A 21,350-nucleotide genomic window follows, 5' to 3' on the forward strand; every position below is an offset into this window, starting at 1 on the left:
CTCAGTGCTCCTTGACGAGTTCGGCGTACGGACCGCCGGCCGCGACGAGGTCTTCGTGCCGTCCCCGCTCGACGATCGAGCCGCGGTCGAGCACCACGATCTCGTCGCTGTCCCGCACCGTGCTCAGCCGGTGCGCGATCACCACGCACGCGCAGCCCCGCCGTCGCAGATTGTCGATGACCAGCCGTTCGGTCCGCGCGTCCAGAGCGCTGGTGACCTCGTCGAGAACGAGGATGCTCGGTCGCCTGACGAGTGCCCTGGCGATCTCCAGGCGCTGCCGCTGCCCGCCGGAGAAGTTGCGTCCGTCCTGTTCGACCCGGCTGTGGACGCCTCCGGGGCGCCGGGCGACCACGTCGTACAGCGCGGCGTCCTTCAGCGCTTCGACGACGGCGTCGTCCGGTATGGACGGGTCCCACAGGGCCACGTTGTCGCGGACGGTCCCTTCGAAGAGGAAGACGTCCTGGTCGACGAAGGAGACCGAGGCGGCCAGCGCGCCACGGGAGATGTCCTCCAGAGGCTGTCCGTCGATACGGACCGTGCCTTCCCAGGGCCGGTAGAGTCCCGAAATCAGCCTGGACACCGTGGATTTGCCGCTGCCGGAGCCGCCGACGAGCGCCACCTGCCGTCCGGGTCCGACCGTGAGGGAGAAGTCCTTGAGCAGCGGCGCGTCCAGCGGGCTGTAGCCGAAGGTGATGTTCTCCAGGCGTACATGGCCCGTCAGTCTGCGGGTGTTCGCGTCGTCCGGCGTCGGGCGCGTGTACAGTTCGTCGGCCGGGAAGCTCTCGACGTCCTTCAGCCTGGCCACGTCGGCGGCGAAGTCCTGGACCCGGCCCGCCACGCCGTTCAGCCGGGTGATCGGCGCGGTGAAGCGGGTGACGAGGGCCTGGAACGCGACGAGCAGGCCGATGGAGATATGGCCCTCGACCGCGCGCAGTCCGCCGATCCAGAGGATCAGCGCGCTGTTGAGTGTCGCGAGGGCCGGTGCGACGACGGCGAGGGCGGCGGTGGGTACACCGAGGCGCTGCTGCACCTCCAGTGTGGTGGCGTGCTGGCCCGCCCAGCGGCGGAAGTAGCCGTTCTCGCCGCCGGTGGCCTTCAGGGTCTCGATCAACTGCAGGCCGGTGTACGAGGTGTTGGTCAGCCGGGCGCTGTCCGCCCGCAGTTTCTGGGTGTGGGTGGCGCGCAGCCGGATGACGATCCGCATCGCGACCACGTTGAGCAGCGCGATCAGTACTCCGACGACGGTGAGCTGCGGGTCGTACGTCCACAGCAGGAGGGCGTAGAGGATCACCACCACCCCGTCCACGCCGGCCGCCGCGAGGTCCCGTGCCAGTGTTTCGGCGACCGTGTCGTTCGACTGGAGCCGCTGGACCAGATCGGCGGGGCCGCGCTGGGCGAAGAAGGTGACCGGCAGCCGGAGCAGGTGGCGCAGGAACCGGGCGCTGCTCAGTGTCGACGAGATGATGCGTCCGCGCAGGAGATTGGCCTGCTGCAGTCCGGTCAGTGTGGCGGTGAGCACCACCATCGTCGCCATCGCCGCGAACAGGGGCCCGAGCAGCGAGGTCTGCTTGCCGATCAGGAACATGTCGATGTACGTACGGCTCAGCGCGGGCACCACCGCGCCGACTCCGACCAGGAGCAGGCTGGCGAGCAGGGCGGCCAGGAGCGTGCCGGTCGTGCCGCGCAGCCGCGCCGGTACCGCGCCCAGCACACCCTGCTTGCGGCCGCCCGCGCGGAAGTCGGCCGACGGCTCGAAGACGAGCGCGACCCCGGTGAAACTGGTGTCGAAGTCCTCGGGGGAGACGAAACGGCGGCCCTTGCCGGGGTCGTTGACGTACACCCCTCGACGGCCCAGTTTGCGTCCCGTGCCGTCGTAGACGACGTAGTGGTTGAAGTCCCAGAAGAGGATGGCCGGTGGCCGCACCCCGGCGAGTGCCGCCGGTTCCATCTGCATGCCCTTGGCCTGGAGACCGTAACTCCGCGCGGCCTTCAGCAGGTTGCTGGCGCGGGAGCCGTCGCGGGACACACCGCAGGCGATGCGCAGTTCTTCGAGCGGGACGTGGCGCCCGTAGTGGGCGAGCACCATGGCGAGCGAGGCGGCGCCGCACTCCACGGCCTCCATCTGGAGGATGGTGGGCGTCCGTACGGCCTTCGGCTGCTTGGTCGCGGCGGACCTGGCGCCCCGGGAGCGCTTCGGGCGCTTGGCGGACCTGCCGGGCTTCGGAGGCTCGGTGGACTTGGCGGACTTGGCGGTCCGTCCGGGGCGCGGAGGCCGGGCGGGCCCCGGGCGGTGCCGGCCGTGCCCGGCCGGTACGGGCCGTTCCCGTGATTCGGGTCGCTCGTCCGGCGTCGCCGAGGCGTTCGGTACGGTCACGGCAGCAGCCAATCGATCGGACGCTGCTCGGCCAGGTGGATGGTGCCGTCGGCGAGCGTCATGGAGTCGACCGCGTACGGCGGGCCGTCCGCGGTCGACCAGGTGAATCCGGACGTGGTGGACGAGGAGCGGTCCAGCTGTACGAGGACGGGGACGGGCTGTCCGTCCTTCGAGAAGTGTTCGCCCAGCTGGTCGCTGCCGAGGGTGCCGGCGATCCGCTGGGCCGTCAGTCCGGTCCGGCCCACCGACCTCACCTCACCGCGCAGAACGCCGTACCGCTTGGCCGGTACGGACTGGACGGTGAGATCGACCGAGGCTCCGACCGCGATCTCGGCACCGTTGTCGGCCGGCAGGTACAACATCGCCATGAGCGGATCGTCCGGGCCGTCGATCCGCTCCACGGCCGCGACGTCCGTGCCGGTGGTGACCACGGAGCCGATCGTCGCGACGAGGGTCGTCACCCGGCCCGCGGCGAGCGTACGGACGACGGTGGTCCCGCCCGCCGTACGGACCTTCAGGAGAGGTGTGCCGGCGGGAACGCGCTTGCCCTCCTCGACGAGCACTTCGGTGACCTGGCCCGCGACCGGGCTCTGCAGGACGTAGCTGCCCTGCCCGTGGGTGAGGATTCCGGCGGCGCCGACGGTGGACGACAGGGAGCCGGTCACCGCCCAGACGGTGGCGGCGGCCATGACCACGACCGTCACGGCGAGGACGAGACAGCCCTGGGGCCGGGCGAAGCGCACCGGCAGATCTATCTCCTCCGGCGACCGCAGCTTGGCGAGCGCCTGCCGGCGGAACTGCACAACACACTCCTCCCTTCCGGGCCGTTCATCCCGGCCGTCGAGTCCCGGCCGTTGGGTCCCGGCCGTCAGGTCACGGCCGTCGGGTCCCGGCCGGGTCTCGGGCGGCCGTATGCCCCGGAACCTGGAGCGGCACCGGGGCATAGGGCGCGGTCCGTCGGCCGGGGAAACCGCCGACGCGCCGTGGTCACCGCGCGTGGCTGTGATCACCACGCGAGGTCGTGCCGCTCAGCGGCACCTCACCGGCTCAGAGGTTGACGCCGACGCCGACCGGGAGACCGGCCGTGAGGCCGCCGACAACACCGGTGGCGGTTCCGACGATCTCCGAGACGGGGGCGACGGAGTCAGCGGTGGAGATGACGGTGCCGACCAGACCGTCGACGAGGCCACCGGACACGTTGTCCAGGTCGCTGTCGGAGATTTCCTGGGTCTCGACCTGCGGGGTGAAGGACATGATGGTTGCTTCCCTTCGCGCTGATATCTCGGAATTTCCACCGCGGTCACACGCTCCGTCGAGCCCCGGAACGGGGCCTTCCGTCTGTGCGGTTGCCGCGGTGCGAAGGATGAAAGCACGGGGCCGCGCCGCCTTGCCAATCGCATCGTTCCCGATCGCGACGTATCGCGGCGCCGAAACGGCCTGGTGTGCAGGCTTGTTCATGAAGTGGTGGCAGCATCCCCACGTCTTCGCGGGCGTGATGTCCCGCGAACTGGGCCCCCCTCGGCGACGGAACAAGACATTCCATGCCAACACACGGACCGCCGGACCGGACTGCGAAGCCCACCGGGAGATGATGTGCCGCCCGCGTGACCGGTGTGCAGATTCGCGAGAGACCGTACGCTCTCGCGAATCCGCACCCCAGCGCAGCGACGTGTGCGCGGCGGGTGACCGGGCGTCCCTCATGATGGTCCACCGGTGAGGCCGTGAGCGGTGCGCGGGCACCGCGCGGTGACGCGGTGCCCGCCGCGGTTCGTCCGGCGCCCGCTTACCTCGTGCGCCACTCCTCGGCCAGCAGCTCGTAGGACCGCACCCGGTCCGCGTGGCCGTGGGTGATCGTGGTGATCAGCAACTCGTCGGCGCCGGTGGCCTCCTGGAGCTGGGCCAGCTGGTCGGCGACCCGGCCAGGGGAGCCGACGAACTGGGTGTCCAGACGGTCCTGGACCAGCGCCCGGTCCGCGTCGGACCACGCGTGGGCGCGTGCCTCGTCGGGCGTGGGGAACGGGATCGCGCCCTCGGCCGTACGGATGCTGCGGACCCAGAGGCCGTAGCCGGTGGCGAGTTCGCGGGCGGTCTCGTCGTCCTGGGCGACCACGACGTCCGCGGACACACTGACGTACGGCTTGTCGAGGACGTCGGAAGGCTTGAACGCGGCGCGGTAGCCCTCCACCGCCTCCAGCACCGTGGCCGGACTGACGTGGTAGTTCGCCGCGAACCGCAGACCGTTGCGGCCCGCGGCCTCGGCGCTCTCGCCGCCGCTGCTGCCCAGGATCCAGATCTCGATGTCGGCGCCCTCTCCCGGTACGACATGCGCCTCGACGCCGTCCACGGAGCGGTACGTGCCCGCCAGCAGCGCCAGAATGTCGTCGACCTGCTCGCCGTATGCCTGCGATTCGGCGTTCGGCAGCAGGAGCAGCTTCCGCTGGAGCGCGATACGCGGTGAGCCGAGCAGGCCCTCGAAGGAGAAGCGGGCGGGGATGCGCAGGCCGCCCGGGGTACGGCCGTCGACCACGGGGGTCGCGGTCGGCGACGGGGTGACGGGCCCGCCGGGCGGCCGGCCGCCGGAGCGGCCGAGGCCCAGGTCGAGCCGCCCGGGGTGCAGCGCGTCGATCAGGCCGAACTCCTCGACCGTGGACAGGGCGGTGCGGTGGCCGAGTTGCACGGCGCCGGAGCCGAGCCGGATGGTCGAGGTCGCGGAGGCGGTCAGGGCGAGGACGACCGCGGGCGAGGTACCGGCCACGCCCGGGTTGAGGTGGTGCTCGGCGTACCAGTAGCGGGCGTAGCCGAGGCTCTCGGCCCGCCGGGCCAGGTCGATGGAGTTGCGCAGCGCCTCGGTGGCGGTGGAACCGGACGAGACCGGGACCAGGTCGAGGACGCCGAGAGGTATGTCGGACATGTGCGAGGCTCCTCAGTGGTCGGCGGGCGCGGACACCGGGACGGGCTCCGCGAGGACCGGTCCCCAGGAGAACGGCGGATCGGGGATCTCGCGGCGCAGTACCGGAGCGATGTCCGACTGGAAGAGTTCGAGGGAGTCGCGGTGCTGACGGTCTGTCAGTCCTCCCGCGTCCGCGTGCAGATGCAGCACGGTGTGCCCGAACCGTTCGTGGTAGCGCCGTACCTTCTCGATGATCTGCTGGGGGCTGCCGATCAGCGCCGAGCTGCGCTCCACGAAGTCCTCCAGGGTCGGGAAGACCGGTTCCAGGCCCAGCCGCTTCTGGAACGCCAGGTTTCCCTCGAACACGGGCCGGTAGGCGGCGATCGCCTCCTGGGAGGTACGGGCCGCGTAGAAGCCGGCCGTCCCCGCGCCGACCGCGAGGTCGGCCGGATCGTGCCCGTAGTGCTCCCAGCGCTCGCGGTAGTAGCGGATCAACTCGGCGTAGGGCTCTATGGGGTTGGTGACGTTGGCGGAGAAGAGCGGGTCGCCGTAGCGGGCGGCCAGATCGACCGACTCCTCGCTGGTGGCGCTGCCGTGCCAGACCCGGATCGGCTGCTGGAGCGGCCGGGGCCACACCTCGGCGTCCGTGAGTTCCGGGCGGAAGCGGGTCGCGGCGGTCACCTTGTCCTGGCGCCAGATGGTGCGGAACACCTCGTAGCTCTCGGCGTTGCGGTCCCACTGGTCCTCGGGGGTGACCTGGAACAGGTCCCGCTGGGCGGCCCCGTTGCCCTTGCCGATGATCAGCTCGAGGCGTCCGCCGGAGAGATGGTCCAGGGTCGCGTAGTCCTCGTACGCCCGCACCGGGTCCAGCAGGCTGAGCGTGGTGACCGCGGTGAACAGCCGGATCCGGGAGGTGAGGGCGGCGATGTGGCTGAGGACGACGGGCGGCGACGAGGAGATGAAGGGCCGTTCGTGCCGCTCCCCCACGCCGAATCCGTCGAAGCCGAGCTCCTCGGCGAGGAGCGCGTTGTCGAGCACCTCGCGGAACCGCTCCTGGGTGGTCTTCCGTACGCCCGTCACCGGGTGCGGGGCGTGCACGATCAGGGTGATGGCGAGGAATTTCATGACGCCGCTCGCTCGTCGCGCACCTCGTCCGGGTGGGCCAGGCCGAGGTGCTCGCGCAGCGTGGTGCCCTCGTACTCCGTGCGGTACACACCGCGTTCCTGGAGCAGGGGGACGACCTGGTCGGCGAAGGAGTCGAGACCGCCGGGGGTGATGTGCGGGACGAGGATGAATCCGTCGCTGGCGTCGGCCTGGACCAGGTCGTTGACGGACTCGGCGACGGTGGCGGGGGAACCGACGAAGCTCTGCCGGTTGCCGATCTCGATGACCAGGTCACGGATCGACCACGTGTTCGCGGCGGCGAGTTCGCGCCACTCGCGGGCCGTGGCCAGCGGGTCGCGGTACATCCGTACCTGGGCGCGCCCGCGGGCGATGGTGTGCTCGCCGAGGTCGGGGTCGATGTCGGGCAGCGGGCCGTCCGGGTCGTACGCGGACAGGTCGCGGTTCCAGACGAATTCCAGGTGCTTGATGGCCGTGGCCCCGCTCACCTGCTGGCGGCGCACCACCCGGGCCAGTTCCTCCGCCTCGGCGTCGGTGTCTCCGAGCACGAAGCTCGCGGCGGGCAGGATCAGCAGCTGGTCGTGGGTGCGGCCGTACCGGGCCAGGCGGCCCTTGACGTCGGCGTAGAACGCCTGGCCCTCCTTGAGAGTGGCATACCGGCTGAAGATGGCGTCGGCGCTCGACGCGGCGAACTCGCGTCCCTCGTCGGAGTCCCCAGCCTGGAAGATCACCGGACGGCCCTGCGGGCTGCGCGGGACGTTGAACTGCCCCCGGATGTCGAAGTGCCGGCCCTGGTGGACGAAGGCTCCGGCCTGCGCGTCCCGCAGGAAGGTACCGGTCTCCTGGTCGGCGACGATCTCGTTCCCGTGCCAGGAGTCGAAGAGTTCGTTCGCGGTGGAGAGGAACTCCTTGGCACGCGAGTAGCGCTCCTCCTGCGGGAGGAAGCCGCCGCGCCGGAAGTTCTCGCCGGTGAAGGCGTCCCAGGAGGTGACCACGTTCCAGGCGGCCCGTCCGCCCGAGAGGTGGTCGAGGCTGGCGAACTGGCGGGCCACCTCGTAGGGCTCGTTGAAGGTGGAGTTGATGGTGCCGGTGAGGCCGAGGTGTTCGGTGACGGCGGCCAGCGCGGCGAGGACGGTGAAGGTGTCGGGGCGGCCGACGACGTCCAAGTCGTATATCTTTCCGCCCTGTTCGCGCAGCCGCAGTCCCTCGGCGAGGAACAGGAAGTCGAACTTGGCGCGTTCGGCGGTTTTCGCGAGGTGCGCGAAGGAACTGAACTCGATGTGGCTGCCGGCCTCGGGGTCGCTCCACACGGTGGTGTTGTTGACGCCGGGGAAATGGGCCGCGAGATGGATCTGCTTGAGCGGCTTGCTCATGGGACGAGGCTCCTTCGGGCTCAGGCGGTCGTGGCGGCGGCGTAGCGGTTGGCCGGGCGGGAGAGCCCGAGCAGCCCGCGCAGGGTGTCGGCCTCGTACGCGCGGCGGAAGGCGCCCCGGCGCTGGAGTTCGGGGACCAGGCCCTGGGTGATCGCCGGAAGGTCGTGACCGGCGACGGCGGGACGCAGCCGGAAGCCGGACAGCCCCGCCGACTCCAGTTCCTGTAGCAGATCGGCGAGCTGGGCGGGGGTGCCGGTGAAGATCCGGGCGTCGCTGGTGTACGGGGATCCCGCGAGGGTGTCCAGGCGCTCCCGGCGGGCCGCGGCCTCGGCGGGATCGTCGTCGAGGAAGACCACCAGGTCGCCGAAGATGTGCAGGGTCTCGTGGGCGCGGCCGGCCGCGGTCTGCTCGGCGCGGATCTCCTCGACGACGGCTCGGGCCCGGCCGGCGTCGGACGGGGTGACGTAACCGATGTCGGCGGCCCGTGCCACCAGCCGGTAGGTACTGGTCGCGTGGGCCAGGGCACTGACGAGTGGCTGGCCCTGGGGCGGGCGGGGCGTGATGGAGGGGCCCTTGACGCTGAAGTGCCTGCCCTCGAAGTCGATGTAGTGCAGCTTGTCGCGGTCGATGAAGCGGCCGGTGGCGACGTCCCGGATCTCCGCGTCGTCCTCCCAGCTGTCCCAGAGCCGGCGCACGACCTCGACGTAGTCCGCGGCCTCGTCGAAGGCATCGTCCACGACTTCGCGTACCACGGGCGTGTCGTAGTCCTCCCGGCGGAACGGCGGGAACGTACGGCGTCCGAAGTGCGCGGCCTCGTTCTGGCGTGCCGTGATCTGTACACGCAGGCCCGCGCGGCCGGTGCTCACATAGTCGAGGGTGGCGATCGCCTTGGAGATGTGGAACGGCTCGGTGTGGGTGGCCACGACCGTCGGCACCACACCGATGTGGTGCGTCAGCGGGGCGACCCGCGCGGCGATGAGGACGGCGTCCAGACGGCCGCGGACCTGGTCGGTGCGGCCGTCGGGTTCGGTGAAGGAGGAGGACTGGAGGCCGAGCGCGTCCTCGATGGTCACGAAGTCGAGCAGACCGCGCTCGGCCTCGGTCACGAGGTCGGTCCAGTAGGCGGCGGTGAGCAGTTCACCGGGGCGGGCGACGGGCTCGCGCCAGGCGGCCGGGTGCCAGCCGGCACCGTCGAGGGCGACGGCGAGGTGCAGCGGGGAGGGTGACGAGGACAAGGGAGTGACGCCTTCCTGATCAGCCGTACGAGGGAGCCGACACCCGTACTCAGGGTGCGGCTGGAGGACAACAGGTCACGAGCAACAGAGCGCGCCGGCCACGCGCAGCAGGTCGATGTGTGTCCGGGAGTACAGATGCAGGCGGCGGGGCGGGGCGGGTTTCACGGCACGGCGGCAGGACACGGGACGCATGTACCTCACCTCCGCCCTTCCGGCCCGGCGGCCCCAGGGCCCCGGGGCCTTGCCGGCCTCACGCCGGCGGCTCCCTCAGAGCTCGCCGCACGGAACTGAACAACGACAACAGCGCGGCTATTCCCTTTCTTCCGGCCGCCGGGATTTCTTCTCCTTCCCGCCGGCCCGCTGCGCGTCGACGCGAGTGACCATCAGGTGAGACCGTGCGCCCGGCTTTCTTGACGGCGTCACGGAGCGCACCGAGACTGATGTGGACGGTCACGATTGTCAGCGCCACGGCGCGGGTTCGCCCGCTCATGTGGTCATCGGCCCCGGCCCGCCGACAGGCAACCCTTCCACCGCGACGGGGTGCTCCGGGTGACGACCGGGTCCCGCCGGCGCGGCGGGGCAAGCGCGGTCTCGCGTCTCGCGAGCCCCGGAGGTGGGAACGGGTGGCAATGCCCAGGAACGGCTTGACGAGGCGCCTGCACATCGATCTGTTGCGTGTCTCCAGCGCTTACTGATCCGCCGACGGTCCGTGCGGTCCGGATCCGTGCGATCCCGGACCTGTGCGATCCCGGACCCGTGTGATCCGGACCCGTGCGAAAAGCGCAGTCGCTCCGCATCCGGCCGCTGGTGCCCACAAGGCGGCGGTGGCTTCCTCGTTCCCCCAAGGGAGAGTCATGCCCGAGACAGCTTTGCGTAGTTCCAGCACGGCCACCTCCGGTGGCTGTCACCAGAGTCCGTCCGCGTCGAGGCCTCGCCCCAGGGGAGCCACCGCGTCGCCCCGCCCGCACCGCTTCCCCAGCCGGATCGGTGTCGGTCTTGCCGGTGGCTTCTACCCGGCGCCGCACCGCTACGATCTCTACCTGTCGGCGTGTTGTCCCCGCTCACTGCGCATCTCGATCACCCTCGACCTGCTCGGCCTGAAGGACACGGTCGGCACCATGCTCCTGACGCATCCCACCGAGACGCCCGACGCCTTCGCCTCACTGCGCGGCGCGTACGAGGCCACGGTGCATCACTACGACGGGCCGCTGACCGCGCCCGCGCTGCGCGACCGCTGGAGCGGACGCATCGTCAGCAACGACACCGACGGTATCCTCCGCGACCTCGCGAGCCTGTTCTCCGGCCACGACGAAGCCCGCCCCTCCCCCCTCGGCCCGCCGGCCCTCGCTCCGGACATCGACGCCCTCCGCGACCTGCTGGACCGGAACATCACCCCGGCTGCCCAGCCCTCGGGACGATCGGCGGCGCTGAGCCTGCTGGACCGTCAACTCACCTCGCGGCCGTATGTGTTGGGCGGAGATCTGACGGCTGCGGACGTGGACCTGTGGGTGGCGCTCGTCCATCTCGGCCCGGCCGGCACCCTCAGCTCGTACCCCCGGCTCCGGGACTACGTACGCCGCCTGGGCGACCACCCGGCCTTCCGGGGCAGGATCGAGGCGGTACCCGACGCGGCGTGAGCCCCGGCGGGACCGTGGTGGTCGACTCGCGGACCGTCACGGAGGACGGAGCGGGTGGTGACCGAACTCGCCACTGACGGGGGCGCGAGCGCGCGGCAGCCCGGTGCGAACGGCTGATCCTGGAGCGGTACGGGTCCGGACCACCGGCTCGGGACATGGACCGTCATGCGGTGTCGGCGGAGAGCGCCTTCATGCTGACGTAGCTGGTCACCGTGGCCACACTCGGCCCGGTCGACGCGTGGCTGCTACTGCGCGGCATGCGTACCCTGCCGCTCCGGATGCCGCGCCACAACGCCAACGGCCTGGCGCTCGCGGAGGCGCTGAACGGGCATCCGGCGGTGGCGACGGTGCACTATCCCGGTCTGGCGGCCCACCCGCAGCACACGCTGGCCGCCGACCAGATGAGCGGTTTCGGCGGGGTGCTCGGCATCGAGTTCGCCGGTGGTTTCGAGCGGGCCGACGCCTTCCTCGGCCGGCTGCGGTACCCCCGCCGGTCGGCCGGCCTCGGCGGCGTGGAATCGCTGGCCGTGCATCCGGCGTCCATGTGGCGCGGGATGCTCAGCGAGGAACAGATCGCGGTATCGGTTCCGCCGGGCCTGGTCCGGTCGGCGGCGGGCACGGAGGACACGGCCGACTTGGTCGCCGACGCGCTCGCCGCGGCCGACGCGCTGCTCGACGAAGCCGCGACCACCTGAGCCGGCCGTTCGCGCTGCGGCGGCGACGCCGTTGTACGCCTGGCGAGCGTCCGCGACGGATGCGTGCCGTTGCCCGCCGTCGTCGGGGACGTGGACGGTGTGGCACGGGGTGCTCCGGACGCGGGAGCCTACCGCTCGGGTGGGCCGAAGCGATGAAGCTCTACCTGGACTCCCCAGTCCCGGGCCAGCTCCGCGATGCCCTCCACGGCATCCGCCAAGGCGGCCCTGAGCCGGGCAAGCTCGGGCCAGCGCCGCTCCCTGTCAGGTGCGGCGTCGACCGCCCGCCAGGCGGCACGGTACGCCTCCTCCAACGGAGTGACCCTCTCGTCGTACTCGATGATGCTGTCCAGCGGGAAGGCCGATCCGCGACGCCGTGTGTCGGCCATGTCCAACTGGGCGGTGACCGAGAGGAGATCACCCACCAGCTTCACATGGACCACACCGACCTTCCGGCTCACCAGTATGTCGGCCAGCACCGCGTTCCAGTGCTCTTCTCCGTCCAGCATCTCTTCCCCGATCGCAGGTTCTTCGCCATTCCGCACAGTCTCGCAGCCCCGGCTCGTCCCCCTCGGGAAGGTCGCGACGGAGCGCCTCCACAGTCCCACCCACCACTCGCGTAGCACTATGCGATCGTTCGGTCGCGGATTGTCAGTGCTGAGTGCTTGGATGTTCGCCGGCGCGGGGAGCGCCGGTCCGTTCAAGGGGAGAGTTATGTGGACTGACGTCCGTGTGAAGCGCAGTGGCCACCAGGTCTCAGGGGGCCGACAGTTCGCGGACCGGGTACTGCGGGCGGTCATGTTGCCGAGGCCGGCGTGCTTACGTGACGGGCCGACCCGAGGCGCGGACGTCATGGGTGGTTCCGGGGCGGGACGGTGACCCGGCGCAGGCCGCCGGCCCGGCGTCGTCCCGCGGCGCGGCGCGGCAGGGCGGCCGGGCGTCGGACGCGCGGGAAGCAGTCCGCGCGGATCGAAGGCGTGGGACTGCTGCTCATCGCGGTGGCAGGGGTGTCGGTCGCGGTGGCGGTGGTGCAGTGGCTGGCGGCGCATGGGTGGGTGCTGGTGGTCCTGGGTGTGCCGGCGGCCGGAGCCGCGGTGGCCTGGGCGCACTGGCGTGGACAGCACGCGCGGTGGGCGCGGGTGAAGGAGCGGGGGCTTCGCTACCAGCTCGCACAGCTGGACGCCCTGGGCCACCGGGAGTTCGAGTACGCGGTGCGGGATCTGATGAAGCGGGACGGCTGCCGCGACGCGGTCCAGGTGGGCGGCCGTGGGGACAACGGAGCGGACGTGAAGGCCACCGATCCGCTCGGGCGCCGCTGGGTCATCCAGTGCAAACACCGCCGGGCCGGCTGGTCCGGGTCCGCGATCGGCACCCCCGACCTCCACGTCCTCAACGGAACGGGCCGCCAGCTCCACGGCGGCGATGTCATCGTCCTCGTCACGAACGGCCGCTTCAGCTCGAAGTGCCCTCCGTACGCGAAGTCCCAGCGCCTCCACCTCGTCGACCGGCATCTGCTGGGCGAATGGGCCGCAGGGTCCCGGCCCCTGTGGGAGATCCTCAACCGGCTGCCACCGCCCCGTAAGCCCTCCGCCCTGTCCTGACCGGAACCGGCGGCCCGGTACTCCGGTGGCTCCCGGCCGGGCCGGAAGCCGCTCACCGAGGTGTGGCAGGTTACGCGCCGGCCTGCCGGGTGTCGTAGCGTGCGCGGGCCTCGTCGACCTCGTCGGTCTTGTCCACGGCCCAGTCCCGCACCTGGGACAGCAGGCCGTAGAGCCCTTGCCCGAGCGGGGTCAACTCGTAGTCGACGCGTACCGGCACCGTCGGTGTGGCCGTCCGCTTCACTATGCCGTCGCGTTCGAGCATGCGCAGGGTCTGGGTGAGCATCTTCTGGCTGACGCCTGGGATTTCGCGGCTGATGTGGCTGTACCGCATCGCGTCGCCGTATGACCCGAGGGTGCACATCGTCAGGCTGACCCACCGGTTGCTGATCGTCGAGAGCAAGCCACCGCGGGACACGGGTGATCAGAAGACGTAGGGGAGGTCGTGCAGGACGTCCAGGTGACGGATGTGCCAGACGCCGTCGGTTCGGCGGAAGGCGAAGCGGTAGTAGCCGGACTCGATGGGCTTGATGGCGCCTTGGGCGCCGAAGGTGCCGGCGGGCCACCCGCCCTCGGGCTCGCTGGTCGCGGTGACGTCGAAGGTGATGAACTGGGTGTCGATGCTCGCCTCGTCGCCATCCACGGAGACCAGATGGTCGTAGGTGGTGTGGTGGCTCCAGCCCAGGGGCGCGTGCGGCGCCATCGCCGTGGACATGGCCGTCGCGATCTGCGCCCCTCCGGAGAGGGTTCCCAGCAACTCCGTCCCGTCGGGCCCGCGGTAGTGGATCTCGACGGCGGCGTCGGCCTCGAAGAGCTTCGACAGTGTCTCGCCGTCGCGCCAGTCCGCGGCCCGGGTGTACCGGGAGACGATCTCTCTGATCTCGTTTTCCGTGCTCATGGCGTTCTCCGGTTCTCTCAGTGGTGCCTGTCGTTGTCCGGGTTCGTGCGGCAGGTGGACGACCGGTCAATGTCCTCCGCAGGCGGGCACCTCAAGTGAGCGCAATCCGTACGCGTGAAAAGTACATATTCTTCGACGGAAATGCAACTGTGAAAGTTGCTAATATGGAGGCGTCGGGATCCACCCGGCCGAGCGGCGGAAGAGAGAGGTACGAGCATGCTGGACGTAAGGTTCTCCAGCGCGCTGAAGGCCATGCTTCTGCTGGGCCACGCCGAGGAAGAGGGCAGTCCCGTCCTCAGCTCGACCCAGCTCGCCAGGAGTCTGGACACGAACCCGAGCCTGGTACGCAAACTGATGGTGCCACTGGTGCAGGACGCTCTCGTCGCGTCCATCAGAGGCCGCAGCGGGGGCGTCCGCCTCGGCCGGCCCGCGGACCGGATCACCCTGGGCGAGATCTACCGCTCATCCGTCGGCGACAAGCCGCTGTGGGCCCCCCGGCCCGAGGGGCCCCGGGAGTGCCTGGTCACCCACCACTCCGCCGAGTACTTCGCCAGGCTCACCGACGAGACCGAGGCGGCTGTCCTCGGCGCACTGGCGGGGCGCACCCTCGCCGACAGCCTCGACGAGTTGCGCGCCATCGACCGAGCTGGCGGCACTCCCGCTCCGGAACGGCCGCTCTCCACGCCGCGCCCTTAGCCTGCCCGCCCCGCCGGTTGCCGTCAGCCGCCGGTCGGGCCGGACCGCAGACGCGTGATCCCGACATCGAGCGCGGCCCGTAGATGTGTGGACCGGCCCGTGGACAGCATGATGGACACGCCGCCCTGAATACCCGCCAGCAGCGCGGCCGCGGCCTGCTCCACATCGAGGTCGGCTCCGACCAGACCCCGGTCCCGCAACGCGCGGATCCCCTCGGCGAGGTACTGCTGCCACTGGCGCATCAATTCGACCACGATCGCCCTGGCGCCGGGATTCGAGCGGCCGACCTGAAGGAACAGCGACCCCAGTGGGCACTGGTCGCCTTGGGCCTCGTAGCGCTCGACGACCGCGTCCCGCCATCGGTACCAGGTCTCCCAGGAGTCCAGCCGGCCCAGATAGGGCTGCTGGTCGTCCAGGACCCGGTCCGCCTCGTACCGCGCCACCGCCAGCAGCAATTGGTCTTTGCCGTCGGGGAAATAGTGGAACAACTGGCTTTTGCTCGTGCCCGTCCGCGCCCGTACGTCATCCAGCGTCGCGAGCGCCACACCGCGCTCGCGCAGCACCTGGGCGGCGCCCTCGATGATGCGCGCCCGGGTGGCCCGCCCCTTCGGCGTCAGCACGGCGCCCATCGACCCACCTCGCATACTGGACCAGTCAGTCCACTGTAGTGGAGGGCCGGCCTGCCCGGAACCCGGCATCCGTCACGGTATGAGCAGAAGCTTTCCGGTCGTGCCGCGCGATTCGATGTCGGCGTGCGCTCTGGCCGCGTCCGCCAGCGGGTAGCGCGCTCCGATGCGCGCGGTGACCCGGTCGGCCCGGATCAGATCGAAGATCTCGCCGGAGTGCCTGACGAGCGCGCCACGGGTGCGCACGTGGTCGCCGACCACCGGATAGGACATCAGGATGCTGTGGGGCATGTCCCTCGGATTGAGCAGCATGTCGCCCATCAGGACGCCGTAGTACGCGTGGACGCCGTGCGTGCGCAGCGCCAGGTGGGACGAGCGCAGCGTCGCAGGCCCCCCGCCGTCGTACACGACGTGCGCGCCCTCGCCGTCGGTCAGTTCCCTGACCTGCCGCTCGAAGCCGCCCCCACTGGAGACCAGGACGTGGTCGGCCCCGGCCTCTTTCGCGACGGCGACCTTCTCTTCCCGGGAGACCAGGCCGATCACCGCGCCGCCGCGCGCCTTGATCATCTGGGTGAGCATCAGGCCGACACCGCCCGCGGCCGCGTGCACGACGGCCGTATCGCCGGGCTTGACGGCGTAGATGTCCGTGATGAGGTGACTCGCGGTCAGCCCCTGCATCATCACCGCCGCGGCCGTCTCGTCGTCCACGTCGTCCGGGACCTTCACCAGGGAGGCCGCCGGGATCGCGAGGTGCTCGGCGTAGCTGCCCTTGTGGTAGTACCAGGCCACGCGGTCGCCCACGGTCAGGTCGTGCACTCCGTCACCCACCGCCGTGACCCGGCCCATGCCCTCGACGCCCAGGACGGCGGGAAGCGACCAGGCGGGAAGCGGCCCGGTCCGCGCGCCGACGTCCATGAAGTTCACCCCGGCGGCGCCCAGCCGGACGAGTGCCTGCCCGGGACCGGGCTCAGGGTCCGGGAACTCGGTCCAGGCCATGACCTCCGGGCCGCCGTACTCGCGTACGAATATCGCATGCATGGGAACTCTCCTGTCGCCTCGCGCTCCGCCGCGATCAGGTTGCGCGCGGATTCGATGTTCTGAACGTTAGGCCGACAAAAATGGACCAGCAAGTCCAGAAACACAGAGCCTCGGAGCCTCGGGCGACCGGCGCCGCGCCGCCGCTCACGGTGGTCAGCGCAGCCTGGGCAGCAGTTGGTCTCCGATGCGGATGGTCTCCTCCTTGTACGGGGTGTCGGAGAGGACGAAGTGCGTGATGCCCAGCGCGCGGTAGTTGTCCAGCGCCGTGGCCACGTCGGCGGCGGAGCCGACCAGCCAGGTGGTCGCCGCTCCCCCGCCGCCGACCTTGCCGGGGGTGGTGTACAGGCAGGTGTCGAGGACCTCGCCCCGCGCCGCGAGGTCGAAGAGCCGCTGCTGCCCGGCGGCGGTCATACGGTTCCCCGTCCAGGTGGACTCCCCCGAGTCCTCCGCCATCTTCGCGACCTTCTCCTCGGCCGCCCGCCATGCCTCCTCCGTGGTGTCGCGTACCAGCGTGGTGATCCGCAGTCCGAACTGGAGGGGCTTGTGCCGGCGTCCCACCCGCTCGCTCAACTCCTTGAGCCGGTCGATGCGTTCGGCGAGGCCGTCGAGCGGTTCGCCCCAGAAGAGCTGGACGTCCGCCTCCGCCGCCGACACCCGTTCCGCGGCCTCGGAGGCGCCGCCGAAGTAGAGCGTCGGATGCGTCCTCGTGTCGGTGGCGTACGGGCGTGGCGCGACCGTGGATCCGCCGACCTGGAAGTGCTCGCCGTCGAACGTCACGTCCTCCTCGGTCCACAGGCGCCGTACGAGGTGCAGAAACTCCTGGGTACGGGCGTACCGCTGCGCGGGGTCGCTGCGTGTGTCGCCGTAGGCGGCCAGATGGTCGAGTCCGCTGACGATGTTGACCAGGACCCGGCCGCGGCTGAGCTGGTCGAGTGTCGCCGCCGCGGCGGCGAAGTGGGCAGGCTGCCAGTAGCCGGGGCGGATCGCGATCAAGGGCTTGAAGGTGCTGGTCCGGGCGGCCAGCGCGGTGGCCACGGTGAAGGTGTCCGGGCGCCCCCAGCCGGTACCCAGGAGCGCACCGCCCCAGCCGTGCGCCTCCGCCGTGCGGGCGAGCTCGGTGGAGTACTCGATGGAGCCCCAGCCGGTCGTCGTGTCGTCGCCGCGGTGGCCCGGTTCGATGGTGTTGGGGATGTACCAGAGAAATTCCAGACTCATCATGATTCCGATCTCTGCTCGGCAGACACCGCGGCGGTGGCGGCGAGTTGGGCGGACCGCACCTGCGCGCGGTCGGGGCGGCGAGGCACATCGCCGAGTCCGGCACCGGTCAGGACGTCGCCACGCAGCCGCGCGAACGCTCGCCCCTCAGGACGAGCGACGTCCCGTCCGTCGTCGCGGACGCCATACGGGGAGGGGCTGGAAGGTCAACAGCGTGCGCTGGACACACGAAGGAGGTCGACACACAGCTCGCGCGTGAGCAGCAGGACCTCATCCATGCGATGGAGTCTCTGCGTGATCGATCAGAATGTCAATGCGCACCCTACGCCGGGGCGTGTGCGCCGGACACGGCGATGCTCGGTCGCGAGGCCCGGCCCGGTCCTGCCCTTGGCTCCTCTTCGGCTTATCGGGAGAATTCGGGGTGTTCCTCTGATTCACTGGGACGTATGGGGACCGGGGAACTCATCGCACGCACGCGACGGCTGGCGGCACACGAGGTGCGTTGGATGGCGAGCCTCGGACTCTGGGCGGTTCGGCGTACGAACGGGGTGGGGGTCGCGGATACCGCTCTTGGGTATGCGCGCGCTCAAGCACCCACGATGTACGGGCTGGTGCTCGTGCTGGTGATCGAGACGATCGGGGTGTCGATCATGCTCGCCCCCTATCCGGCCGTCCACCTGGTCATGCTGCTGGTCGACCTCTACACGGTGCTGCTCGCACTGGGGCTGCACGCCGCCGCCGTCACACGCCCGCACACCGTGGGGCCGGGCGGGCTGCGGATACGACGCGGAGCACGGCTCGACCTTCACCTACCTCTCGATCTGATCGTGTCCGCACGCCATGATCTCCGGTTCCCCGACGCGAACAAGTCGGAGGACGGGGTGCTGACCGTGGCCGTCGCATCGCAGACCTCGGTCACCATCGAACTGGCCCACCCGGTCACCGCCGTAAGCCTGTTGGGACGGCGCACGGAGGTGCACACCATCCGCTGTCACGCCGACGAACCGCGTGCCGCCGTCGCGGCGATCAAGATGCTGCTGCCGACTGGCAACTGACGCCCTCACCGCAGGACGCTCTCATCCACGTCCGCGCACGGTGGACCAAGGCCCTCGAAGCGGCCGGGGTCACCGAGACCGGGCGCCGACGTGCAGCCCGTCACGGCTGACGGGCCGCATGACGCCGACACACTCCCGATGGCGATGACCGTGCTCCGCCCTGCCCGCACGCTTCGCCGAGCGAGGCGGTGATGCCGGCGGGCGAGCGCCCCGTTCACCGCGCACCCCTCCGCTGTCACGCTTGCCAAACGGAACAGCGTTCCGTATCGTCCGTACCGGAACAAGGTTCCGTTTACTCATGATGCCGGAGTACGGGCCGGACGACCACACCACGCGTTGTCACCACGCGTGTGTCACCACCTGAGGCCACCACGCCTCACCCGCAATGGAGGAACACGGTCATGCAGTACCGCACTTTGGGCCGCACCGGCGTGCAGGTCAGCACCCTCGCACTCGGCGCGATGAACTTCGGCACGATCGGGCGCACCACCCAGGACGAGGCCACCGCCGTCGTCGATGCCGCTCTCGAGGGCGGGATCAACCTCATCGACACCGCCGACATGTACAGCGACGGTGAGTCGGAGGAGATGGTCGGCAAGGCCATCGCCGGCCGCCGCGACGACATCGTGCTGGCCACGAAGGCGGGCATGCCGATGGGCGGCGAGCGCAACCATCAGGGCAGTTCGCGCCGCTGGCTGGTCACCGAGCTGGACAACAGCCTGCGCCGTCTCGGTGTCGACCACGTCGATCTCTACCAGATCCACCGGTGGGACCCGCGCACCAGCGACGAGGAGACGCTGTCGGCTCTGACCGACCTCCAACGTGCCGGAAAGATCCGGTACTTCGGCTCCTCGACGTTCCCCGCGTACCGGCTCGTGCAAGCCCAGTGGGCCGCCCGGGACAACCAGCTCGGCCGTTATGTCACCGAACAGCCCAGCTACTCGATCCTCCAGCGCGGGATCGAGACCCACGTACTGCCCGTGACCGAGGAGTACGGGCTCGGTGTGCTGGCGTGGAGCCCGCTGGCCTCGGGCTGGCTGTCGGGCGCGATCCGCGCGGGCCGGGACATCACCACCAGTCGCTCCACGTTGATGCCGCAGCGCTTCGACACGACCATCCCCTCCAACCGGGCCAGGCTCGACGCCGTCGAGCAGCTGGCCGGAGTCGCCGACGAGGCGGGCCTGACCCTGATCCAGCTCGCGCTGGGATTCGTGACCGCGCACCCGGCCGTGACCAGCGCGATCATCGGCCCCCGCACGCTGGAGCACCTGCACTCGCAACTCGCCGCCGCGGACACGGTGCTCTCCGCCGACGTACTCGACGCGATCGACGCGATCGTGGCCCCCGGTGTCGACCTGGCCGCGCACGAGAAGCACGACACTCCGCCGTCGCTGCTCGACCCGTCGCTGCGGCGACGCTGACGGTGCGGAGCACGTCCCGCACCGTACCGGACGAGTCTCCCGCTGGAACCTCGGCAGCGCGCCCCATCCGGCGCTGCCGGTGCCGAAAGGACCAACAGCTCCATGTCGCACCTACCCCGGCCTCGTTTCGGGATCATGACCGCCCCCTCGCAGGTCGACTACCACGACGTCCTGCGGGTCTGGCGCGAGGCGGACACGATCCCGGAGATCGAGCACGCGTGGTTGTTCGATCACCTCATGCCGATCGGCGGTGACCCGGACGGACCGGCCTACGAGGGCTGGACGCTGCTCTCGGCCCTCGCCGCCCACACCCGACGACTGCGGCTCGGCGTACTGGTGACCAGCAACCGGTTCCGGCCACCCGCGATGCTGGCCAAGATCGCCACGACCGTCGACATCGTCTCCGGCGGGCGGCTCGACTTCGGCATCGGCGTCGGATCACGCCCAGGCCATCCCCTGGCCCGCCGTGAGTACGAAGCACACGGCCTGCCGTACCACGACTCCGCGCACGCGGTGGGGAGTCTCGCCGAGGCCTGCACGGTGATCCGGCGGTTGTGGACCGAGGAGAAACCGTTCGACTTCCACGGCACGTACCACCACCTCACGGGAGCGTTCGGCAACCCCAAGCCCGTCCAGCGCCCCCATCCGCCGATCCTCATCGGCGGACGCTCGTCCCCGACGCTGCGCGTGGTCGCCGAGCACGCGGACCTGTGGAACATCCCGGGCGGCGACATCGACGACGTCGTCAGCCGCGGCGCACTGCTGGACCGCTACTGCGCCGAGATCGGCCGCGACCCCGCCTCGATCACCCGCTCGATCCATTTGCCCGTCTCCTACGACCGGCCCGCCGTCACGCGCGACGCGATCGGTGAGGCGGTCGACGCCGGCTTCCGGCATATCGTCCTCGGACTGCCGGCGCCCTACCCCGCCGATGTCGCACGGTGGGTCACCGACGAGCTCATCATCAGGTCGGACTGAGACGGTCCGGCCGCGAGGCGGACCTCGGTGACGCCGAGGCCGCCACGACGCGGCACCGCCGCACGGCTCAGCGAAGCTCCTGGATGCGGACCATGTTGCCCGCGGGATCACGGAAGGCGCAGTCGCGGATGCCGTACGGCTGCTCGGTCGGCTCCTGGACGACCTCGGCGTCGCCGGCCTGTACCTGCTCGAAGACACCGTCGAGGTCCCGGGTCGCCAGCAGGATCCAGCCGTAGGTGCCCTTGGCCATCATCTCGGTGATGACGCGTCGCTCGTCGTCGGTGATCCCGGGGTCGGCGGTCGGCGGTGCCAGAAGGATGGACGTGCTGGGCTGGCCGACGGGGCCGACCGTGATCCAGCGCATCGTGCCCTGTCCGACATCGGTGCGGACCTCGAAGCCGAGGACGTCGCGGTAGAAGGCCACGGACGCGTCCGGGTCGACATGCGGGAGAAAGCTCGTGTGAATGGTGATGTCCATGACGATCATGCTAGGCGCGGCTCG

The 21,350-nt window shown here is 70.5% G+C and carries 22 protein-coding genes and 1 riboswitch; of the genes, 7 read left to right on the plus strand and 15 right to left on the minus strand.

What is annotated here, in order from left to right:
• Position 1 precedes the first annotated feature (1 nt).
• The 8 genes from ACIOGX_RS26685 to ACIOGX_RS26720 all read right to left on the minus strand — a co-directional run bounded on the left by ACIOGX_RS26685 (position 2) and on the right by ACIOGX_RS26720 (position 9,186).
• The gene (locus ACIOGX_RS26685; protein ID WP_401917545.1) at positions 2 to 2,122 is read right to left on the minus strand and encodes an NHLP family bacteriocin export ABC transporter peptidase/permease/ATPase subunit; all 2,121 of its coding nucleotides are present in this window, start codon (positions 2,120 to 2,122) and stop codon (positions 2 to 4) included.
• A 248-nt stretch (positions 2,123 to 2,370) separates the two neighbouring features.
• The gene (locus tag ACIOGX_RS26690; RefSeq protein WP_401916882.1) at positions 2,371 to 3,177 is read right to left on the minus strand and encodes an HlyD family efflux transporter periplasmic adaptor subunit; all 807 of its coding nucleotides are present in this window, start codon (positions 3,175 to 3,177) and stop codon (positions 2,371 to 2,373) included.
• Positions 3,178 to 3,421: 244 nt separating this feature from the next.
• A complete protein-coding gene (locus ACIOGX_RS26695) occupies positions 3,422 to 3,628 on the minus strand; it encodes a type A2 lantipeptide (protein ID WP_129766560.1) in 207 nt (68 codons plus the stop codon).
• 529 nt (positions 3,629 to 4,157) lie between these two features.
• Positions 4,158 to 5,285, minus strand: coding sequence for an LLM class flavin-dependent oxidoreductase (locus tag ACIOGX_RS26700; RefSeq protein WP_383964308.1), 1,128 nt, complete (start codon positions 5,283 to 5,285; stop codon positions 4,158 to 4,160).
• A 12-nt stretch (positions 5,286 to 5,297) separates the two neighbouring features.
• The gene (locus ACIOGX_RS26705) at positions 5,298 to 6,389 is read right to left on the minus strand and encodes an LLM class flavin-dependent oxidoreductase (RefSeq protein ID WP_401916885.1); all 1,092 of its coding nucleotides are present in this window, start codon (positions 6,387 to 6,389) and stop codon (positions 5,298 to 5,300) included.
• The gene (locus tag ACIOGX_RS26710) at positions 6,386 to 7,759 is read right to left on the minus strand and encodes an NtaA/DmoA family FMN-dependent monooxygenase (RefSeq protein WP_401916888.1); all 1,374 of its coding nucleotides are present in this window, start codon (positions 7,757 to 7,759) and stop codon (positions 6,386 to 6,388) included. The genes ACIOGX_RS26705 and ACIOGX_RS26710 overlap by 4 nt, the downstream gene beginning before the upstream one ends.
• Positions 7,760 to 7,779: 20 nt before the next feature.
• The gene (locus ACIOGX_RS26715) at positions 7,780 to 8,994 is read right to left on the minus strand and encodes an LLM class flavin-dependent oxidoreductase (protein WP_356513612.1); all 1,215 of its coding nucleotides are present in this window, start codon (positions 8,992 to 8,994) and stop codon (positions 7,780 to 7,782) included.
• A 75-nt stretch (positions 8,995 to 9,069) separates the two neighbouring features.
• Positions 9,070 to 9,186, minus strand: a complete 117-nt coding sequence (locus ACIOGX_RS26720) for a putative leader peptide (RefSeq protein ID WP_401916890.1) — start codon at positions 9,184 to 9,186, stop codon at positions 9,070 to 9,072.
• Between the two features lie 256 nt (positions 9,187 to 9,442).
• A riboswitch (SAM riboswitch) is annotated at positions 9,443 to 9,586 on the plus strand.
• Positions 9,587 to 9,848: 262 nt separating this feature from the next.
• Between ACIOGX_RS26720 and ACIOGX_RS26725 the strand changes: the two genes are divergently transcribed.
• Both ACIOGX_RS26725 and ACIOGX_RS26730 read left to right on the plus strand, forming a co-directional pair.
• Complete coding sequence (locus tag ACIOGX_RS26725) at positions 9,849 to 10,631, plus strand: glutathione S-transferase family protein (RefSeq protein WP_401916893.1); 783 nt, start codon at positions 9,849 to 9,851, stop codon at positions 10,629 to 10,631.
• A gap of 212 nt (positions 10,632 to 10,843) precedes the next feature.
• Entirely contained in the window at positions 10,844 to 11,326 is a 483-nt protein-coding gene (locus ACIOGX_RS26730; protein ID WP_401916896.1) for a PLP-dependent transferase, read from the plus strand.
• 128 nt (positions 11,327 to 11,454) lie between these two features.
• Here ACIOGX_RS26730 and ACIOGX_RS26735 read toward each other — a convergent pair whose 3' ends face one another.
• Positions 11,455 to 11,832 carry a hypothetical protein gene (locus tag ACIOGX_RS26735; protein ID WP_401916899.1) on the minus strand — a complete coding sequence of 126 codons (378 nt, stop codon included), beginning with the start codon at positions 11,830 to 11,832 and terminating at the stop codon, positions 11,455 to 11,457.
• A gap of 366 nt (positions 11,833 to 12,198) precedes the next feature.
• Here ACIOGX_RS26735 and ACIOGX_RS26740 point away from each other — a divergent pair, with 366 nt between their 5' ends.
• Entirely contained in the window at positions 12,199 to 12,924 is a 726-nt protein-coding gene (locus ACIOGX_RS26740; RefSeq protein WP_401916902.1) for a restriction endonuclease, read from the plus strand.
• A 70-nt stretch (positions 12,925 to 12,994) separates the two neighbouring features.
• Here the strand turns inward: ACIOGX_RS26740 and ACIOGX_RS26745 are convergent, their stop codons facing one another.
• The gene (locus tag ACIOGX_RS26745) at positions 12,995 to 13,255 is read right to left on the minus strand and encodes a winged helix-turn-helix transcriptional regulator (RefSeq protein WP_401916905.1); all 261 of its coding nucleotides are present in this window, start codon (positions 13,253 to 13,255) and stop codon (positions 12,995 to 12,997) included.
• A 90-nt stretch (positions 13,256 to 13,345) separates the two neighbouring features.
• Entirely contained in the window at positions 13,346 to 13,819 is a 474-nt protein-coding gene (locus ACIOGX_RS26750; protein WP_401916908.1) for a nuclear transport factor 2 family protein, read from the minus strand.
• A 216-nt stretch (positions 13,820 to 14,035) separates the two neighbouring features.
• On the opposite strand from ACIOGX_RS26750, the gene ACIOGX_RS26755 reads away from it, so the two are divergent.
• Positions 14,036 to 14,515 (plus strand): RrF2 family transcriptional regulator, encoded by a 480-nt coding sequence (locus ACIOGX_RS26755; protein ID WP_401916911.1) that lies wholly within the window; start codon positions 14,036 to 14,038, stop codon positions 14,513 to 14,515.
• A gap of 23 nt (positions 14,516 to 14,538) precedes the next feature.
• On the opposite strand, the gene ACIOGX_RS26760 is transcribed toward ACIOGX_RS26755, so the two are convergent.
• The 3 genes from ACIOGX_RS26760 to ACIOGX_RS26770 all read right to left on the minus strand — a co-directional run bounded on the left by ACIOGX_RS26760 (position 14,539) and on the right by ACIOGX_RS26770 (position 17,397).
• Complete coding sequence (locus tag ACIOGX_RS26760; RefSeq protein WP_401916913.1) at positions 14,539 to 15,144, minus strand: TetR/AcrR family transcriptional regulator; 606 nt, start codon at positions 15,142 to 15,144, stop codon at positions 14,539 to 14,541.
• Positions 15,145 to 15,216: 72 nt separating this feature from the next.
• The gene (locus ACIOGX_RS26765; RefSeq protein WP_401916916.1) at positions 15,217 to 16,179 is read right to left on the minus strand and encodes a quinone oxidoreductase family protein; all 963 of its coding nucleotides are present in this window, start codon (positions 16,177 to 16,179) and stop codon (positions 15,217 to 15,219) included.
• A gap of 153 nt (positions 16,180 to 16,332) precedes the next feature.
• Positions 16,333 to 17,397 carry an LLM class flavin-dependent oxidoreductase gene (locus tag ACIOGX_RS26770; protein ID WP_356513592.1) on the minus strand — a complete coding sequence of 355 codons (1,065 nt, stop codon included), beginning with the start codon at positions 17,395 to 17,397 and terminating at the stop codon, positions 16,333 to 16,335.
• A 503-nt stretch (positions 17,398 to 17,900) separates the two neighbouring features.
• On the opposite strand from ACIOGX_RS26770, the gene ACIOGX_RS26775 reads away from it, so the two are divergent.
• The 3 genes from ACIOGX_RS26775 (at position 17,901) to ACIOGX_RS26785 (ending at position 20,848) form a co-directional block, all read left to right on the plus strand.
• The gene (locus tag ACIOGX_RS26775; protein WP_401916919.1) at positions 17,901 to 18,449 is read left to right on the plus strand and encodes a hypothetical protein; all 549 of its coding nucleotides are present in this window, start codon (positions 17,901 to 17,903) and stop codon (positions 18,447 to 18,449) included.
• A gap of 401 nt (positions 18,450 to 18,850) precedes the next feature.
• Complete coding sequence (locus tag ACIOGX_RS26780; protein ID WP_401916922.1) at positions 18,851 to 19,870, plus strand: aldo/keto reductase; 1,020 nt, start codon at positions 18,851 to 18,853, stop codon at positions 19,868 to 19,870.
• A 102-nt stretch (positions 19,871 to 19,972) separates the two neighbouring features.
• Positions 19,973 to 20,848 carry an LLM class flavin-dependent oxidoreductase gene (locus ACIOGX_RS26785; protein ID WP_401916925.1) on the plus strand — a complete coding sequence of 292 codons (876 nt, stop codon included), beginning with the start codon at positions 19,973 to 19,975 and terminating at the stop codon, positions 20,846 to 20,848.
• A 67-nt stretch (positions 20,849 to 20,915) separates the two neighbouring features.
• On the opposite strand, the gene ACIOGX_RS26790 is transcribed toward ACIOGX_RS26785, so the two are convergent.
• Positions 20,916 to 21,326: a VOC family protein gene (locus tag ACIOGX_RS26790; RefSeq protein WP_356513584.1), complete on the minus strand. Its 411-nt coding sequence runs from the start codon at positions 21,324 to 21,326 to the stop codon at positions 20,916 to 20,918.
• Between the last annotated feature and the right edge of the window lie 24 nt (positions 21,327 to 21,350).

Source organism: Streptomyces sp. NPDC088147, assembly GCF_044741565.1.
In the GTDB taxonomy this organism is placed as follows: Bacteria; Actinomycetota; Actinomycetes; order Streptomycetales; family Streptomycetaceae; genus Streptomyces.